A 17,375-nucleotide genomic window follows, 5' to 3' on the forward strand; every position below is an offset into this window, starting at 1 on the left:
CTCCTTTCCCCTCCGAATGGTGGTTGCTCCGCCTTTGCGGGCCGTGCCCCGCCTGCGCACCTGCCGGCAGCCGGAGCCCGCGGGGCCCGCCGGGCCCGCGGTCCGCGGCGGGGCCGCTCGTTCAGGCTTGTGCCCGCTGGCCTTGCGGTGCGCCTGCGCCATCCCCGGCCGGCGCAGCGGAGGTGCCGGCCGGGGGGTCGCCCAGTCGCTCGCCTACCTCCAGGCGGTAGCCGTTGACCATCTCCAGCGGCGTCATGGGTCGCCGGCCCGCGGGCTGCAGCCGGCGAATCCACACCAGGCCCGAGCCGCAGCGGACGGCCACGGCCTGGGGGGTGATGGCCACCACGGTGCCCGGGGGCACCGGCGCGCCGCCCTCCTCGCCGGGGGGCAGGCTGCCCTCCCCGCCCCCTCCGCCGGGGGCCGGTTCCTCCTGGTGGGGGAGGTCCGGGCCGGCGGCCTGGGGCGGGACGGTGCCCGCACCGAAGAGCTTGAGCACCTGCCCGCGCCAGGTGGTCCGGGCGCCGGGCCGCGGGTCCAGCGCCCGGATGCGGCGGGCCACCCGGGTCGCATCGTCCGCCCAGTTCACCCACTCGTCCTCAGGGCGAAGCTTGGGCGCCATGGTGGCCCGGGCCCCGTCCTGGGGCTGTCTCGGCGCCTTGCCCTCGGCCACCAGGCGCAGGGTTTCGCCCAGCAGCTGGGCCCCCAGCCGCGCCAGCCGGTCATGGAGCTGGCCGGCGGTGATCTGGTCATCCAGCGGGACCTCTCGCTGCAAGATGATGTCACCCGTGTCCAGCCCCTCGTCCATCCACATGGTGGTGACACCCGTGACGGTGTCCCCGGCCAGGATGGCGTGCTGGATCGGCGCCGCCCCGCGGTGGCGCGGAAGCAGGGAGGCGTGAAGGTTGATCGCCCCCAGGCGTGGTACCGCCAGCACCGCCGGGGGCAGGATCTTGCCGTAGGCGACCACCACCAGCAGGTCGGGCCGCCAGGCCTGAAGCTGCTCCACCACCTGCTCGTCCAGCCTCTCGGGCTGGAGCACGGGGATGCCGTACTCCTGGGCCAGCGCCTTGACGGGCGGGGCCACCGGCGCCAGGCCGCGCCCCTGGGGCCGGTCGGGCTGGGTCACCACGCCCACGACCCGCACCTGGCGCTGCAGCAGTTCCTCCAGGCTGGGCACAGCAAAGGCCGGGGTGCCCATGAAGACCACCCGCAGGTCGCTCTCCGGCGGCAGCTCGACCACCTTGCGCGCCCGGTCGGTGATCAGCACCCCGTCCAGATGGTCGATCTCGTGCTGCAGGCAGCGGGCCAGCACGCCCTCGCCCTCGATCCAGATGCGCCGGCCGCGGCGGTCTAGGCCGGTGACCTGCACCGAGGTGGGCCGCTCCACCTCGGCCAGCAGGCGGGGCAGGGAGAGGCAGCCCTCGTACGCAGCCTCCACCTCCTCACCCCGCCGGACGATCTCCGGATTGATCAGTTCGATCAGCCCGTCGCCCACGTCGACGACGATGACGCGTTTCGACACGCCCACCTGGGGAGCCGCCAGGCCGATCCCATCGGCGGCGTACATGGTGGCCGCCATCCGGTCCAGCAGCTGGCGGATTTCCCGGGTCACCCGGGCCACGGGCTGGGCCGGCGTGCGCAGGACCGGTTCGTCCGCCCCCTTGACGATGGGCAGCGGCTCCGCCTGCGGCCGGGCCCGGCGCGCCCGGTCCTGCCGGCCCCGCCGCCGCGGGCTCCCGGCCATGGGCATCCCTCCCGTCGTTCTGATCTCATTTTACCTGGGCGCGGGCAAGGGGGCAGCAGGGGCCGGCGGCCTGGCGGGGCGATCCACCCGGCCCGGCGGATCGCCCGCCGCCGGGCCCGGCGCGGCCGCGGCATGGGCATGGCACCACCACCCCGTGGCAGCGACATGACCGCCGCCCGCCGGCCCGGAATGGAGGCCCGGCGGGCAGCGAGCGTGCCGGCGCGCCGCGGCCGTGTATCCGGGCGGTGCAGAGCCGGCCTACAGCATGCTGTAGGGGTCGACATCCACCTGCACCAGCACGTCCCGGGGCCAGTGGGGGCGCAAGGAGGCCAGGGCCGCCCGGGTGGCCTCCCGCAAGGCAGGCCCGTCGGCGGCGCGCGCCAGCACGTGCCATCGCCAGCGGCCCCGCAGGCGCTCGATGGGCGCCGGCGCGGCGGGGGTGACGGAGCCGCCCTCCACCCCGGCTTCCGCCAGGGCCGCGCGCCAGGCTGCCGCCAGCCGGGCGGCCGCCCGTTCCACCGGCGGGCGCTCGGCTCCCGCCACCACCGCCCGGATCAGGTGGCCGAAGGGCGGAAAGCCCAGCTCGCGGCGCGCCGCCGACTCGAGGTCGAAGAGGGCGCGGTAGTCGTGATCCGCCACGGCCTGCAGGCAGGGGTGGTCGGGGCTGTAGGTCTGGATCACCACCTGCCCGGGGTCGGACCCGCGGCCGGCCCGCCCGGCCACCTGCTCCAGGAGCTGGAAGGTCCGCTCCTGGCGGCGGAAGTCGGGCATGTGCAGGGCGGTGTCGGCGGAAACCACCCCCACCAGGGTCACCCCGGGCACGTCCCAGCCCTTGGCGATCATCTGGGTCCCGATCAGGATGTCAATGCGCCCGGCGGCGAACTGGCGGTAGATGGCCTCATGGGCCCCCCGGCGGGCGGTCACGTCGGCGTCCATCCGCTGGATGCGGGCGCCGGGGAACAGCTGGCGCGCGGCCTCCTCGACCTTCTGGGTGCCCAGGCCGAAGGGGTGCAGGGCGACCCCGCCGCAGCGCGGGCAGGTGGCGGGCGGGACCTGCCGGTGCTCGCAGTAATGGCAGCGGCAGACCAGGCGCCCCGAGGCCAGCTGGTGAAAGGTCAGGGACACGTCGCAGTGGGGACAGCGCAGGACGAACCCGCACTCCCGGCAGAGGAGCACGGTGTGGTACCCGCGGCGGTTGAGGAACAGCAGCACCTGCTGGCCCGCCTCCAGCCGCTGCCGCATGAGCTCCAGGAGCCGCCGGCTGAAGATGGAGCGGTGGCCCGCCTCGAACTCCTCCCGCATGTCCACCAGCTCGACGGCAGGCAGCGGGCGCTCCCCTACCCGCCGGCTGAGCTCCAGCAGGCCGAGCTCACCCGCCAGCGCCCGGTGGTAGGTCTCCACCGAGGGGGTGGCGCTGCCCAGAATCACCACCGCCCCTTCCAGCCGGGCCCGGGCCAGGGCCACCTCCCGGGCGTGGTAGCGGGGCGTCTCCTCCTGCTTGTAGCTGGTCTCGTGCTCCTCGTCCACCACGATCAGACCCAGGCGCGGCACCGGCGCGAAGATCGCCGAGCGGGCCCCCACCACCACCGGCTTCGTCCCCGTGCGAATGGCCCGCCAGGTGGCCAGCCGCTGGGCCGGCGTCATGGCGCTGTGCAGCACGGCCACCCGGTTGCCGAACCGGGCGCGGAAGCGGGCCACCGTCTGGGGCGTCAGGGCGATCTCGGGCACCAGGCAGATGGCACCCTGCCCCCGGGCCAGGACCGCGGCGATGGCCCGCAGGTAGATCTCCGTCTTGCCGCTTCCCGTCACGCCGTGGACCAAGAAGGCCTGCGGAGCGGCTCCGCCGCCGGCCGGGGCCGGGACCCCGGCCCCACACCGGGGCGGCGGGGCGCCCGCCGGCTCCCCCGCCCGGGTGGAGGCCGGGGAGCCCTGGTCCCCCTCCTGCGGCCTGGCGGGCGCCGTCCCGCCGGCACGGGGGTCGTCCCCGCTTCCGGCGGCCCGGAGGGCCGGCTCCAGCTTCCGCCACACCGCCGCCTGCTCGGGCGTCAGGGGAGGCGGCGGGCCGGCCGGCTCCGCCGCCGCGGCCGGTTCGTCCAGGACCGGTACCCGCTCCTCCACCACCACCCAGCCCTTCCGTTCCAGGGCCTTGATGACCTCGGGGCCTGCGGCGGCCTGCTGCAGCAAGAAGGCCTGGGGCAGCCCGCCGGCGCCGGACCGGGCCAGCTGCTCGAGAACGGCCGCCTGGCGGGGCGCCCGGCCGGCCAGGTCCCGGGCGCGGGCCCGGGCCTCGGCCGGGTCGACGGCCAGGCGAACCCAGCGGCGAGGCGCCGGGCTCACCCGGTCGCCGCGGGCACCCGGCGGCAGCATGGCCCTCAAGGCCTGGACGAACAGGCAGAGGTAGCGCTCCTCCATCCAGCGGGCCAGTTCGATCAGCGGCGGGGTCAGGACGGGAATGGGGTCGCGCACGGCCAGGATGGGACGCAGCCGCTCGGGCGGCACCTCGGGGACGGGGGCAAACCCCACCACGGTCCCCTCCACCCGGCGGGGGCCGAAGGGAACGGTCACCCGGTGTCCCACCTGCAGCCGGCCGGCCAGCTCCGGGGGAACCAGGAAGTGAAAGACCCGGTCCACGTCCTGGGCGGCGATGTCGACCACGACCTCCGCCACCGGGTCCCGGCACGGAGGCTGGGCAGGGGCCGCAGCCTCGCCTCCGTCCCGGACCGGCGCCCCGCCCGCCTCCGGACCGTCCACCGCCGTACCGGGGGCTTCGCCGCCGCCAGGACCTGCGGGGCGCTTCCTCGTCACCGGACCTCTCCCCCGCCGGGCATGGGACCTCCCCCGTTACCACGGGAAGCGGGCCCGGCGTCCCGGGGCCCGGGCGCCGGCTCCGGGCCGTGCCCCGTTCCCCCGGCCCCGGGCAGCATGCCGGCGGGGCGCCGGTTCTGCCCGGTCTCGGGTTCGCGCTCCAGGGGCAGGCGGTCGAGGATGGCCTCGGCCACCGCCCGCTTGGACATGGCCGGCAGAGATTCGCGGCGCCCATCGGGATAGACCAGGGTGACGATGTTGGTGTCGACTTCGAAGCCGGCACCGGGCTGGGTGACGTCGTTGAGGACGATGAAGTCCAGGTTCTTCTCCCGGATCTTGCGCTGGGCGTTGTCCAGCAGGTCGTGGGTTTCCGCGGCGAAACCCACCAGCACCTGTCCCGGCCGCTTGCGCCGGCCCAGTTCGCGCAGGATGTCCACGGTGGGTGCCAGTTCCACCAGGGGCGCCGCGGTGTCCTTCTTGATCTTGTGGGCCGCCGGCCGGGCCGGCCGGAAATCGGCCACCGCCGCCGCCTTGATGACCACCTGGGCGGTGGCGGCCCGTTGCAGGACGGCCTCCAGCATCTCCGCCGCCGTCTCCACGCGGACGACCTCCACGCCGGGCGGGTCGGGCAGGTGGACGGGACCGCTCACCAGGACCACCCGCGCCCCCCGGTCCCGGGCCGCTTCGGCCAGGGCGTAGCCCATCTTCCCCGAGGAGCGGTTGCTGAGGAACCGGATGGGATCAAGGGGTTCCCGGGTGGGGCCGGCGGTGACCAGCACGGTCACGCCTTCCAGGCTCCGCCGCCCCGCCAGCAGCGCCGCGGCCCGGGCGGCGATGGTTTCCGGCTCGGGAAGGCGGCCCACGCCGGAATACCCTTCCGCCAGGGGTCCGGCCTCGGGCTCCATGACGTGGTAGCCCCAGGCCCGCAGTCGCTGGACGTTGGCCTGGGTCGCGGGGTGGCGCCACATGTGGGTGTTCATGGCGGGAGCCACCAGCACGGGCACCCGGGTGCCGGCGGCCAGCACCACGGTGGTCAGGAGGTCGCCCGCCAGGCCTGCTGCCAGCTGGGCCAGCAGGTGGGCCGTGGCCGGTGCCAGCACCACCAGGTCGGCGGAATCGGCCAGGCGGATGTGCTCGACGCCGGCCCGGGGCGCCCACAGATCGCCGGCCGTGTAGACGGGCTGGTGGGTCAGGGCGGCGAAGGTCAGGGGCGTGACGAAGCGGGCGGCCCCGGCGGTCAGGATGGTGACCACCCGGGCCCCCCGCTCCCCCAGGCGGCGGGCCAGTTCGGCCGCCTTGTAGGCGGCGATGCCGCCGGACACCCCCAGGATCACGGTGCGCCCCTCAAGGGGACGAGCCGTGCCCGGCTCCACGGCACCCGGCGTCATCTCACTTGATGCCCGCCTTGCCGGGCACGTAGGACAGCTTGCCGGCCGCCAGTTCTTCCAGCGCCACGGTGACGGGCTTGGCCGCCCGCGGCTCGATCACCGGCTCGGCGCCGTCCACCAGCTGGCGGGCGCGGCGGGCCGCCAGGACCACCAGGGTGTACTTGCTGTCCACCTTGTCCAGCAGCACGTCCAGGGTGACCCGCGGCGCTTCGGCCTTCCTCTGCTTCTCCATGCCCATCGCCCCCTCGTGCCTCTCCCCGTGGCGGGACCGGCCGGCCGTCAGCCGCCGATGCGCCCGCCGGCGCGCACCCGTTCGACCAGGTGGCGGCGGCGGCGGGCCCGGAGCTTTTCCGCCCGGATGATGGCGACGATGTCGTCGGCCGCCCGGTCCGGGTCGTCGTTCACCACCACGTAATCATAGCGGTCGACACAGGCCATCTCGAAGTCGGCGCTGGCCAGCCGCTGGCGGCGCGCCTCCTCCGATTCGGTGCCGCGCCGCTCCAGCCGCCGCTCGAGCTCTTCCAGGGAAGGCGGCATGGCAAAGATATACACGGCATCGGGGTAGATGTCCATCAGCTTGAGGGCACCCTGTACGTCCTTCTCGCAGATCACGTCGCGGCCTTCCCGCAACCACGTCTCCATGGGCTCCCGGGGGGTTCCGTAATAGTTCCCGTACACGCGGGCCCACTCCACCAGTTCCCCCGCCTCCACCCGGCGCTGGAACTCCTCGGGAGAGACGAAGTGGTAGTCCACGCCGTCCACCTCGTGGGGGCGCCGGGGACGGGTGGTGACGGAGACGGCGTACACCAGACCCGGCAGCCGCTTCTGGAGGCGCTCCCGGATGGTCCCCTTGCCGGCTCCCGAGGGAGCGGAGAGCACGATCATCAGGCCCGGCCATGACCGGGAATCCGCCGGAACCGGCCGGCGCTCGGCAGCGGTGCGGGCGGCATCGGGTTGTCCAGCTTCCATGGGATCCCTCACTCGCCCTCCCGCGTGCTGAGCAGGCGGTGGGCCACCGTTTCGGGCTGGACGGCCGACAGGATGATGTGGTTGCTGTCGGCGATGATGACCGCCCGCGTCCTGCGGCCGTATGTGGCATCGATCAGGCGCCCGTCGTCCCGGGCCTCGCTGATCATCCGCTTGATGGGGGCCGACTCGGGACTGACGATGGCCACGATCCGGTGGGCAGAGACGATGTTGCCGAACCCGATGTTCACCAGCTTGATGTCCACGGAACCCGCCCCTTCCCGGCAGCCCTGCCCGCCCCGGCGGGCCGGCTTCCCCACCCGCCACGGAGCCGGGGGGCCGCCATGCCTACTCCACGTTCTGCACCTGCTCCCGCATCTTTTCCAGCTCGGCCTTGACCTCCACCACCCGGCCGGCGATGTCCAGGTCGGCCGCCTTGGCGCCGATGGTGTTGATCTCGCGGTGCATCTCCTGCAGCAAGAAGTCCAGCCGCCGCCCCACCGGCCCGCCCTGGGCCAGCAGTTCCCGGAACTGGCGGCAGTGGCTGCGCAGGCGCACGCATTCCTCGCTGATGTCGCTGCGCTCCGCCATCAGGGCCACTTCCGCCGCCACCCGCTGGGGGTCGACCGCCAGGTCCCCCCATTCCGCCAGCCGGCCCTCCAGCCGCCGCCGGTAGGCCTGGACCACCTCCGGCGCCCGGCCGGCGACGGCCTCCACCTGGGCTTCGACACGGGCGGCCCGCTGGGCCAGGTCCTGGGCCAAGGCGGCCCCTTCCGCCTCCCGCATGGCCACCACCTGGCGGAGAGCCGCATCCAGGAGCGGCGCCAGCGCCGCCCACAGGGCGTCCAGGTCCTCCTCGGCCTGTTCCACCCGCAGCACGTCGGGGAGATCGAGCAGCATGTCCACGTCGATGCTGCCCGGCAGGCGCAGAACCCGGCGCAATTCTTTCAACGCCTCATAATACGCGTGGGCCAGATGGGTGTCAACGTGAACGCCCCTGACGGGCGATGTAAGCCGATCTATACGAACGGTGACGTCCACACGCCCCCGTTCGATGTGCTGCGTTACCGCACGCCGGATCCGATCTTCAAGGGCGCCGTATTCCCGCGGCAGCCGCACCGCCACGTCGAGAAACCGGTGGTTGACCGTGCGGACCTCCACCGCCAGCCGGTGTTCGGCCGACTGGGCACCGGCGTGCCCGAATCCCGTCATGCTGCGGACCACGCCCATCCTCCCCGCTACGCGGTGTGCCGGCTAGCCCTCGCCGGCCGGGGCCGGGAACAGCATCCTTTCGAGGTCATCCCAGGGGACCAGGTTCTCCACGAAGGGGCCCGCCCCCGCCGCCAGGCCCGCTGCCAGGTGGCGCGCCGCCTGCCGCCACGCGGCCGGCCCGGGCAGCGGCAGGGGGGCACCGGCCCCTTCCCCCTCCCCCATCCGACCCGGGCCGGCAGGCCCCCGGCTCCCGGACCCCCGGCCCGCCCCCTGCACCATCCGCCGGAACTCCGCCTGATCCAGCCACTGCCAGCTGCCGTCGGGCAGGACCACCGCATCCAGCACGCCGTCCACGTAGGCCAGGCGAACGGGCCGGGAGACCCGCGCCGCGCCCGCCTCCCCTTCCTCCCCTTCCCGGCCGCGGGCCAGGCCGTCGTCATCCAGGATCCGGGCCGGGGTCGACAGGTTGACGTAATACCCCTTCAGGCAATACCCCGCCGGGTGCCCGGCCCGGGACCCGGCCCGGGGGTGCGGTCCACCGGGCTGCCCCGGCAGGCGGCCGGCGCCGCCCGCCTCTTCTCCCGCGGCACCGGCCTCCCCCTCCCCGGCCCGCCCCGCCGGCGGGTGCCCCTCCCGGGCAACCGCCGGCGGGGCGGGCGGCGCCAGAACCCGGAACACGTTGTACCAGCGGTCGGCCCAGTAAATCTCCAAGAGCCGGTCGCCCGGCGCGAAGGTCAGGGGCCCGGCGGCCACCGGTCCCCGGGACCACAGGGCCGCGACGGCCCACCATCCCGGCCCCGCGGCCAGCACCCCGTCCCAGGTGGCCTTCAGCCGGCCTGTAGCCAGCCAGGCCTCGACCCGCACCCGCCGGGTTCGTCCCGGTACCCGGCCGCCCTGCCCTACGAGAGGGCCCGGCGCCGGTGCGCCGCCGCCCCTCGTGCCGGGCCCTGCAGGCCCGTTCATCCCCCACCCCGCCCATCACGCCCGCCGCGCCGGCGGGCGCCAGCGCGTCAGGCCAGTACCCGCCGCAGGCGGTCCATGGCCTCGGCCAGGCGGTCGTCCGGCACCGTGAGGGAGATGCGGAAGTACCCCGCCCCGTGGTCGCCGTAGGCCGAACCCGGAGAGACCACCACGCCCGCCTCCCGCAACAGAAAGGCGGCGAAGTCGCCGTCGCTGGGGAACCGCTCGGGCACCCTCGCCCAGATATAGAAGGTGGCCCGGGGGCGCGTGGCGGCGATGCCCACCTCGTGCAGGGTCCTGAGCACCAGCTCCTTGCGGGCCTCGTACAGCTGCGCCAGGCGCTGGAACCAGGTGGGCGGGGTCTGTTCCAGGGCGACCACGGCCGCCTCCTGGATGGCGGTGAACTGGCCGGAGTCGGTATTGGTCTTCAGCGTGGCCAGGGGCCGCAGCAGGCCGGCCTGGCCCACGGCAAAGCCGATGCGCCAGCCCGTCATGTTGAAGGGCTTCGACAGGCTGTGGAACTCCAGGGCCACGTCCCGCGCCCCTTCGGCCTGCAGGATGCTGGGGGCCCGGTAACCCGGCTCGCCGACCTCCGTGTAGGCCGCATCCTGGATCACCAGCAGGTCGTAGGTGCGGGCGAACTCCACCACCTGGCGGTAGAACTCCAGGGTGGCCACCGCGCCGGTGGGATTGTTGGGGTAGTTGAGGAAGAGCAGCTTGGCCCGCCGCGCCACGTCCGGAGGAACCTGTTCCAGGTCGGGCAGCCAGCCCCGTTCTTCCCGCAAGGGCAGGACGTAAGGCTCGCCGCCCGCCAGCAGGGTGTGGGCCTTGTACACGGGGTACCCCGGATCGGGCACCAGCACCACGTCGCCCGGGTCCACGTAAGCCCAGATCACGTGGGCCAGCCCTTCCTTGGATCCGATCAGGGCCAGCACCTCGCCCTCGGGGTCCAGGCGAACCCCGAAGCGGCCTTCGAACCAGCGGGCCACCGCCTGGCGAAAGCGCCGGGAGCCCGCGTAGCTCGGGTAGGGGTGGTTGGCAGGATCGGCCGCGGCCTTCTGCAAGGCTTCCACGATGTGGGGCGGCGTGGGCTGGTCGGGATCCCCGATGCCCAGGCTGATCACGTCCACACCGCGAGCCGCCGCTTCCGCCTGCAGGCGGTCCAGCTCGGCGAACAGGTAGGGTGGGATGCGCTCCAGCCGCCGTGCCGGCTGCACCATGGGGCTGCACCTCCTGTGGCCCGTGCTTCAGTGGGGATCGTAGACCACGTCCCCGATGTAGGCGGCGGGTCCCGTCATGTAGACGTGGCCGTCCCCGGCCCATTCGACCTCCAGGGACCCGCCGGGCAGTTCCACCGTGACCCGGCGGCCGGTACGGCCGGTCAGGGCGCCGGCCACCGCGACGGCGCAGGCGCCCGTCCCACAGGCCAGGGTGGGCCCGGAACCCCGCTCCCACACCCGGACCCGTACCCGCTCGGGGTTCAGGACCCGGGTGAAGTGGGTGTTGACCCGCTGGGGGAAGGCGGGATGGTGCTCGAAGGCAGGCCCCAGGCGCTCCAGGTCCACGGCCTCCAGGTCGTCGACGAAGACCACGCAATGGGGATTGCCCATGGAGAGGGCGGTGACGGTGAACACGCTCCGCTCCCCGCCGGCTTCCACCTCCAGGGGCACCTCTACGGCCTGCTCCCCGGCCGGTCCCGCCATGGGGATCGTCCCCCGCTCCAGCCGGGGCACGCCCATGTCCACGGTGACGCCCGTGACCCGGTTTCCGTCCAGGTGCAGCCGGGGCCGGATGGGCCCCGCCCCCGTCTCGACCACGAACTCCGTCTCCCGCGTGTAGCCCCGGTCGTAGACCAGCCGGGCCAGGCACCGGATGCCGTTGCCGCACATCTCGCCTTCCGAACCGTCGGCGTTGAAGATGCGCATCCGGAACCGGGCCCCGGGATCCCGGGGCGGCAGCACCAGGATGAGCCCGTCGCTGCCGATGCCGAAGTTGCGGTCGCTGACCGCCCGGGCCAGAGCCGGCAGGTCGTCGTCGGGAGGAACGGGCTCGGCCAGCCCGTCCAGGAACAGGTAGTTGTTGCCCAGGCCGTGCATCTTGGTCAGCCGGATCGGCCGGCGTTCCGTCACCACGGCCACCTCCCCCGCGAAGCAAATAAAAAGGCGGCCGCCAGCGCCGCCGCCGGAGCCGGCCCGCCGCTCCAGCCGGGCTCCGCCCCGGGTTCTTGCCCGGCGCGTGCGGGCCGGGGGAAGTCGCCGGCAGGCGGGGAGCCCGTGCCCCGGGATCCAGGGGACGGGCCGGCTGCCTGGGGCCCGCGGCCCGGCCGCGACGGGGCCGGGCCGCGGCGCGGTCGCACCCACCTCATGTTAACATACTCTGGCTTCACCGAGCGGGAACGCAAGGGGCCGCCCCCGGCCAAGCGGCGGCCACAGGCCACCGGCTCGCCGGGCCTGGCGGCCCTCCCTCCCCTCCGGAGCCTCCTCAGGGGGCGCAGGCGTCTCGGGGCGCCCGCGCCCTGCCGCCTCCCGGCCAGCTCCCCGCTAGGCCCGGCTCGACCCCACGGCCGCCTGGGGCCGGCTTCCCACCAGCGACCGGCGCACCAGCAGCGCCACCCAGGGCAGCAAGACCCCGCCCAGCACCATGACCCAGTCCCCCGGGCGCAGGGGCACCGTATAGAAATGTCGGGCCAGGGGCTCCCAGTAGACCACCGCCAGCAGCACGGCCACCGACGAGGCCACAGCCGCCACCAGGGCGGGGTTGGCGGAGAGGGGCACGTCGAAGGCGGATCGCCGTTCGGACCGGCAATCGAAGACGTGGATCATCTGGCTCAGGACCAGCCCCGCCAGGGCCATGGTCCGGCCCCGCTCCAGGTCGCCGCTCGCCGACCCCAGGACGAACAGGGCCAGGGTGGTGACGCCGATGACGGCCCCCCGGATCAGCACCCGCCGTCCCAGGCCGCCCGCGAAGAGGCTTTCCCGGGGGTGCCGCGGGGGCCGGTTCATCACGTCGGGTTCCGCCGGTTCCAGGCCCAGGGCCACGGCCGGCAGGCCGTCGGTGACCAGGTTGACCAGCAGGATGTGGATCGGGCGCAGCGGCAAGGGCAAGCCCGCCAGCAGGGCGAGGAACATCACCAGGATCTCCCCGGTGTTGCACGCCAGGAGGTAGCGGATGAACTTGCGGATGTTGTCGTAGATGGCCCGGCCCTGCTCCACGGCGCCGACGATGGAGGCGAAGTTGTCGTCGGTCAGGATCATGTCCGCCGCCTCCCGGGTCACGTCGGTGCCCGTGCGGCCCATGGCGATGCCGATGTGGGCCTCCTTGAGGGCGGGGGCGTCGTTCACCCCGTCCCCCGTCATGCCCACCACCTCGCCCTGGCGCTTGAGGGCGCGGACGATCCGCAGCTTGTGTTCCGGCGCCACCCGGGCGAAGACGGCCACCTGACCCACCCTGCGGGCCAGCTGCTCGTCATCCATCGCGTCCAGGTCCCGCCCCTCCAGCACCGGGTCGCCACCGGCCAGGAGGCCCAGCTCCCGGCCGATGGCCGCCGCCGTGCGGGCGTGGTCGCCGGTGACCATCACCGGCCGGATGCCGGCCTGCCGGCACCGGGCGATGGCCGCGGGCACCTCGGGGCGGGGCGGGTCCATCAGACCGATCAGGCCGGCCAGCACCAGGTCCCCTTCCGCCACCGCCTCGTCCTCAGGGTCGTCCCCGGGCCCCAGCACCCGGACGGCCACCGCCAGGACCCGCAGGGCCTGTTCGGCCATGGCCGCCGCCGCGGCGGCCATCCGGTGCCGGTCCCCCTCGCCCAGGGGAACGGCCCGCCCGTCCCGCCAGAGGAACCGGCACCGCTCCAGCACCACCTCGGGCGCACCCTTGACGTAGCTCACGGCCCGGCCCTGGGCGTCGCGGCAGACCACGGCCATGCGGCGCCGTTCCGAGGAGAAGGGGTGCTCGGCCAGCCGGGGACGCTCCCGTTGCAGTCGCCGGGCGTCGATGCCCCCGGCCCAGGCGGCCTTGACCAGGCCAACCTCCGTGGGATCCCCCGTGGGATCGTCACCGGCCGTGACGGGCACCGCGTTGTTGCACAAAGCCACCGCTTCCAGAAGCAACTGCAGTTCCGCGGCCGGGCCGCCCCCCGGCCCACCGGCCCGCCCGGCCCCGGCTCCGGCCCCCGCTGCCGGGGCCGCCGTCCGGGCACCGGCCACCGGCCGCCCCGGCCCCCCCGCCTCCCCCTCTTCCCCGCCGGCCTCGGGCCTCCAGGGTTCCCCTTCGGCGGTGCGGGCGAACCGGCCGCTGGCGGTGATCGCCCGCCGGGCCGTCATGCGGTTTTCCGTCAGGGTCCCCGTCTTGTCGGAGCAGATCACCGTGGCGCACCCCAGGGTCTCCACCGCCGGCAACCGGCGGATGATGGCATTGGCCTGCACCATCCGCTGGACGCCCAGGGCCAGGACGATGGTGACCACGGCCGGAAGGCCCTCCGGCACCGCCGCCACCGCCAGGCTGACGCCGGCCAGGAACATGGACGCCAGGCGCTCGCCCTGGATCACCCCCAGGACCACCACCACGGAGCACACGGCCAGGGCCGCACTGACCAGAACCCGCCCCAGGTGGGCCAGCCGCTGCTGCAGGGGCGTGGGCTCGGCTTCCGCCGCCTCCAGAAGCCCGGCGATCCGGCCCATCTCCGTCGCCATGCCCGTGGCCACCACCACCGCCCGGGCCCGGCCGCGGACCACCGTGGTCCCCTGGTAGACCATGGTGGGCCGCTCGGCCAGGGGAGCCTCCGGCGAGCAGGTAGCGGCGGCCGACTTGCCGACCGGCCGGGACTCCCCCGTCAGGGCCGCCTCTTCCACGCCCAGGCTGTGGGACTCCAGGAGCCGCGCATCGGCAGGGACGCGGTCGCCCGCCTCCAGCAAAATAAGGTCGCCGGGCACCAGGTCGGCCGCCGCCACCACCTGGCGGTGGCCGTCGCGGATCACCCGGGCCTGAGGGGCCGCCAGCGCCTTCAGCGCCTCGAGGGCCTGCTCCGCCTTGTGCTCGTGCAGGAAGCCCAGCAACGCGTTGATGATGACGATGACCAGGATGGTGATGGCGTCGGCCTGCTCGCCCAGCGCTGCCGACAAAGCCGCCGCTCCCACCAGGACGAGGACCAGCGCGTCCTGGAACTGCACGGCCAGCTTCCGCCAGAGCGGATCCCGGCGGGCCTCCCGCAACCGGTTGGGCCCGTAGCGCCGCAGGCGCCGGGCCGCCTCGGCGGCCGGGAGACCCTCCTCGGGCCCGGTGCCGAGCAGCGCCAGGCACTCGTGGGGCGGAAGGGCATGCCATGCTACCTGCCGGGCCTCACCCCGCTCCCGGCCGCGATGGCCTCCTCCCCCGGGCCGGAGGGCCCCGCCCCCGGCAGGGTTCCCGCCCGGCCGCGGGGAAACTGATGGGGTCGAACGGGTCCCCCGGAGCCTCCCCGGGTCGCCGGGCCGGGAGCTGCGGGAACCGGGTTCCGGCACAAATCCGCCCGCCCGCCCGGCGGGGGCCGGTGCGGAGGATACCCGATCCGGCCGGCGGCTGGCGCGGTCCTTTCCTGGACGAACCACGGCCTACCTCCTCCCGCTGGCGGGGCGCCCGCCCCCGGCCTGCGGCGAGCGGGCGCCCGGTGCCGCGCCACCATGCCTATGCACAGGCCCGGGCGGCTATGAGGGACAGGACTCGAAGGGCATGTCCGGACGGGCCGGCGTGCTTTCCCCAGGCTCACCCGCCAAGGGCCGCCGGGGCGGGAACCGGCACCGCCCTGCAGGCGTCCAATGGACGGCCAACCGGCAGGATCACCCCGGAGGAGGGGTTGCGATGGAACGTGGCAAGGGACACGGGCGGGGGATGGGCCCGAAGCGGTGGCGGCCAGGGGCGCAGCGATACGCTTCCGCCATCCTGGCGGTGGTGGCGGTGGCGGCGCTCCTGGCCGGGTGCGCCGCCCTGGGGGCGCAGGCTCCGCAGGCCGGCGAGCATCCGGGTGCCGGCTCCGGTGGCGAGGGGGCCGGTGGGGCGCAGGCAGCGAAGGGAGCGTCGGAGGTGGCGGGCGTCAGCCTGGCGGCCGACCGGGAAAGCTACCGCCCGGGAGAGGCCATCACCCTCACGGTGCGCAACGACAGCGGGGCCGAGATCCAGCTGACGGGCGGCCTGGGCGGCCTCAAGGCCTGGCGGGTCGACGGGGGACAGCGGCGGCCCTGGGAACACGGCATGATGGAAACCGGCGCCCTGGTGCCGGTGCCCGCCGGCCAGTCAATCCAGCTGGGTCCCATCCCCGCGCCGGAGGAACCGGGCGAGTACGTCCTGGAGGTCCACTTCTACCACCAGGGCGGCGGCCCGGCAGCCGCCTCGGTGACCGTGCGGGTGGCACCGTAGTCGCGGGCCGGGCCGCCGCTTCGCCGCCGGTCCGGCCTCCACGACCTTGCAGGCAGCAGGCGGGGCCGCTCCCCGGCCAGGGGGGCGGCCCCGGGCTGGTACGGGACGGCCCCGGGGCCCGCGTCGGGGCCGGGCTCAGGCCGGGGTCGCCGGGGCGGTACCGGCCACCGCCCGCTCGTAGTCGGCAAAGACCCGGGCGATGCGCTCTTCCTCCCGCAAAGGCTTCCCGGTCGCCGGCTCGACGGCGACGCAGGCCCCGTTGACGATGCGGGTGCGCACCTTGCCGCAGGCGGCCCGGTTCCCCATGAGGTGGGGCGCATCCATGAGCCCCATCTCCACCGCCAGCTTCAGGGTACCGGGGTCCGTCCAGGGATCGGAGACTCCAGCCGGAGCCAGGGAACGGATCGCCTCCAGCAGCTGGCGGGCTTCGGCCACCAGCTGGTTCTTCCGCTCCTGGATGACGGGGTCCCGCAGCATGTCGGGCAGGCCGAACACCGCGTTGCGGATGGCCTGCTCGGCGATGCGGCAGGAGGCGATGACGTCCTCCGCGGTGGCGGCGTGGCTGGCCTCGGTGTAGGCCACCACGTGCACGATGTGGGGCTTCAGCGCCATCTGCACCAGCACCGAGGAGGCGATCTGGCCCTTGGCCCGGTCCAGGTCCGCCGGGTAGCTGGAGAGGCCGGTCCGGGTCTCCCGCAGCACGCGGAAACCGTCCCCTTCCAGTTCGCCCACCAGCTCCAGCTTGGCCAGCATCTTGGCCAGGTCCATCTGGATCGAGGTGCCCGGCGGGTTGTTGAACATCAGCTGCTGCACGTAGGTCTTCACCCCGCAGCGGTAGGCGTTGTACGCCGCCAGGAAGGCGGCGGCCACGGCCACCGTGTCGGGGGCATCCCGCAGGCTCCAGTGGTGCGATTCGTTCATCTCCACCGGAATGCCGTGGCGGGCGTGCCAGCGCATGAGCGCCTGGGCCTCGGCGATGGACTCGTCCAGCGGCCGCCGGCTGCGCCCGTCCAGCTGGCTGTACCAGAAGAGAGGCACCGCGCACCAGGCGTTGTTGATGGTGTCCCTCAGCATCTCCGCCCACTTCAGCGTGTCCCGCGTTCCGCTGTAGCACCGCATCAGGGGGTAGTTGCCCCGCCGGGAAGCCTGGTAGATGGCCCGCAGGTCGTCAGGGCTGCGGACGGGCACGCCGCCGGCGCCGTGTTCGTCGGGATCCATCTCCTCGGGCCGGAAGAAGTGCTCCTGCGCATTCTGGTCGGTGCCCAGGGAGATCACGTCCAGGCAGCGGGCCTCGGCGATGGCTTCGACCCCGCGGATGGTGGCCTCCACCGACGGCAGGCCGAAGTGGTGGCGCAGGATGGGATAGGGGTGCTTGAACTCGATCCGCTCCACCAGGGTCTGCGGGTAGTCCGCGGCATCCTGCCGCGCCGGTCCCCCCCGCAGGTAGGCGATGATCTCGTCGACGGTGGTGTCGGCATCGAACACGGCTTCGAACAGGCCGAGACGCCGGGCATGATCGCACACGGCCCCCACACCGCCGAAGATGAAGCGCTTGCCGGCCAGGCCCATGCGCTCGGCCTTTTCCTTCAGCTCCGCCAGGACCCGGGCTCCCGTCTCAGGGGTCAGGCGGTAGCCCACGGCGATGATGTCGGGATCATCTTCCAGGGCCGCGCCCAGCAGCTCGTCCACAGGCACCGCCGGGCCCAGGCAGAAGGTTTCGTACCCCTGAGCCTCCGCCAGGTGCAGGAAGTTCACCACCCCGGCCACGTGGACGCAGTCGCCCACCGCCGCTCCGAGGATCTTCGGCTTCCGTTCCAAACGCCTCACCTCCTGCGTCAACAGGCCCTGGCAAGGGCCGGCCGCCGTCCCGCTTCTTCGCCGGGCCCGCCGGCGCCCGCCGCGACGGCTCG

The 17,375-nt window shown here is 74.2% G+C and carries 13 protein-coding genes; 1 reads left to right on the forward strand and 12 read right to left on the reverse strand.

Going from position 1 to position 17,375, the window contains the following annotated elements:
• Positions 1-121: 121 nt before the first annotated feature.
• The 11 genes from fmt to ACZ5T9_RS09355 all read right to left on the reverse strand — a co-directional run bounded on the left by fmt (position 122) and on the right by ACZ5T9_RS09355 (position 14,660).
• Positions 122-1,744, reverse strand: a complete 1,623-nt coding sequence (gene fmt, locus ACZ5T9_RS09305; protein ID WP_464832776.1) for a methionyl-tRNA formyltransferase — start codon at positions 1,742-1,744, stop codon at positions 122-124.
• Between the two features lie 258 nt (positions 1,745-2,002).
• A complete protein-coding gene (priA, locus tag ACZ5T9_RS09310; protein ID WP_464832778.1) occupies positions 2,003-4,549 on the reverse strand; it encodes a replication restart helicase PriA in 2,547 nt (848 codons plus the stop codon).
• On the reverse strand, positions 4,546-5,937 hold the full coding sequence (gene coaBC / locus ACZ5T9_RS09315; RefSeq protein WP_006905034.1) for a bifunctional phosphopantothenoylcysteine decarboxylase/phosphopantothenate--cysteine ligase CoaBC: 1,392 nt from the start codon (positions 5,935-5,937) through the stop codon (positions 4,546-4,548). Before coaBC ends, priA begins: the two co-directional genes overlap by 4 nt.
• A gap of 1 nt (position 5,938) precedes the next feature.
• The gene (rpoZ, locus tag ACZ5T9_RS09320; RefSeq protein WP_006905035.1) at positions 5,939-6,169 is read right to left on the reverse strand and encodes a DNA-directed RNA polymerase subunit omega; all 231 of its coding nucleotides are present in this window, start codon (positions 6,167-6,169) and stop codon (positions 5,939-5,941) included.
• Between the two features lie 47 nt (positions 6,170-6,216).
• Positions 6,217-6,906 carry a guanylate kinase gene (gene gmk / locus ACZ5T9_RS09325; RefSeq protein WP_006905036.1) on the reverse strand — a complete coding sequence of 230 codons (690 nt, stop codon included), beginning with the start codon at positions 6,904-6,906 and terminating at the stop codon, positions 6,217-6,219.
• Between the two features lie 8 nt (positions 6,907-6,914).
• Positions 6,915-7,169, reverse strand: coding sequence for an extracellular matrix/biofilm regulator RemA (gene remA / locus ACZ5T9_RS09330; RefSeq protein WP_006905037.1), 255 nt, complete (start codon positions 7,167-7,169; stop codon positions 6,915-6,917).
• 82 nt (positions 7,170-7,251) lie between these two features.
• On the reverse strand, positions 7,252-8,127 hold the full coding sequence (locus ACZ5T9_RS09335) for a YicC/YloC family endoribonuclease (RefSeq protein WP_006905038.1): 876 nt from the start codon (positions 8,125-8,127) through the stop codon (positions 7,252-7,254).
• Positions 8,128-8,157: 30 nt separating this feature from the next.
• Complete coding sequence (locus ACZ5T9_RS09340; protein ID WP_464832780.1) at positions 8,158-9,078, reverse strand: ribonuclease FAU-1 family protein; 921 nt, start codon at positions 9,076-9,078, stop codon at positions 8,158-8,160.
• Positions 9,079-9,125: 47 nt separating this feature from the next.
• On the reverse strand, positions 9,126-10,295 hold the full coding sequence (locus ACZ5T9_RS09345; RefSeq protein WP_464832782.1) for an LL-diaminopimelate aminotransferase: 1,170 nt from the start codon (positions 10,293-10,295) through the stop codon (positions 9,126-9,128).
• 27 nt (positions 10,296-10,322) lie between these two features.
• The gene (dapF, locus tag ACZ5T9_RS09350; RefSeq protein ID WP_464834430.1) at positions 10,323-11,186 is read right to left on the reverse strand and encodes a diaminopimelate epimerase; all 864 of its coding nucleotides are present in this window, start codon (positions 11,184-11,186) and stop codon (positions 10,323-10,325) included.
• A gap of 429 nt (positions 11,187-11,615) precedes the next feature.
• A complete protein-coding gene (locus tag ACZ5T9_RS09355; RefSeq protein ID WP_464832783.1) occupies positions 11,616-14,660 on the reverse strand; it encodes a cation-translocating P-type ATPase in 3,045 nt (1,014 codons plus the stop codon).
• Between the two features lie 250 nt (positions 14,661-14,910).
• Here ACZ5T9_RS09355 and ACZ5T9_RS09360 point away from each other — a divergent pair, with 250 nt between their 5' ends.
• Positions 14,911-15,465: a hypothetical protein gene (locus ACZ5T9_RS09360; RefSeq protein ID WP_006905043.1), complete on the forward strand. Its 555-nt coding sequence runs from the start codon at positions 14,911-14,913 to the stop codon at positions 15,463-15,465.
• A gap of 135 nt (positions 15,466-15,600) precedes the next feature.
• Here ACZ5T9_RS09360 and ACZ5T9_RS09365 read toward each other — a convergent pair whose 3' ends face one another.
• Positions 15,601-17,283 (reverse strand): methionine synthase, encoded by a 1,683-nt coding sequence (locus ACZ5T9_RS09365; RefSeq protein ID WP_464832784.1) that lies wholly within the window; start codon positions 17,281-17,283, stop codon positions 15,601-15,603.
• Positions 17,284-17,375 lie beyond the last annotated feature (92 nt).

The organism is Thermaerobacter nagasakiensis (assembly GCF_055396825.1).

What these genes read in the sequence shown, in the direction of transcription:
- fmt (WP_464832776.1), bottom strand. Translation starts at nt 1,744, where the DNA reads ATGGCCGGGAGCCCGCGGCGGCGGGGCCGGCAGGACCGGGCGCGCCGG.
- ACZ5T9_RS09345 (WP_464832782.1), bottom strand. Translation starts at nt 10,295, where the DNA reads ATGGTGCAGCCGGCACGGCGGCTGGAGCGCATCCCACCCTACCTGTTC.
- coaBC (WP_006905034.1), bottom strand. Translation starts at nt 5,937, where the DNA reads ATGACGCCGGGTGCCGTGGAGCCGGGCACGGCTCGTCCCCTTGAGGGG.
- ACZ5T9_RS09360 (WP_006905043.1), top strand. Translation starts at nt 14,911, where the DNA reads ATGGAACGTGGCAAGGGACACGGGCGGGGGATGGGCCCGAAGCGGTGG.
- rpoZ (WP_006905035.1), bottom strand. Translation starts at nt 6,169, where the DNA reads ATGGAGAAGCAGAGGAAGGCCGAAGCGCCGCGGGTCACCCTGGACGTG.
- gmk (WP_006905036.1), bottom strand. Translation starts at nt 6,906, where the DNA reads ATGGAAGCTGGACAACCCGATGCCGCCCGCACCGCTGCCGAGCGCCGG.
- ACZ5T9_RS09340 (WP_464832780.1), bottom strand. Translation starts at nt 9,078, where the DNA reads ATGAACGGGCCTGCAGGGCCCGGCACGAGGGGCGGCGGCGCACCGGCG.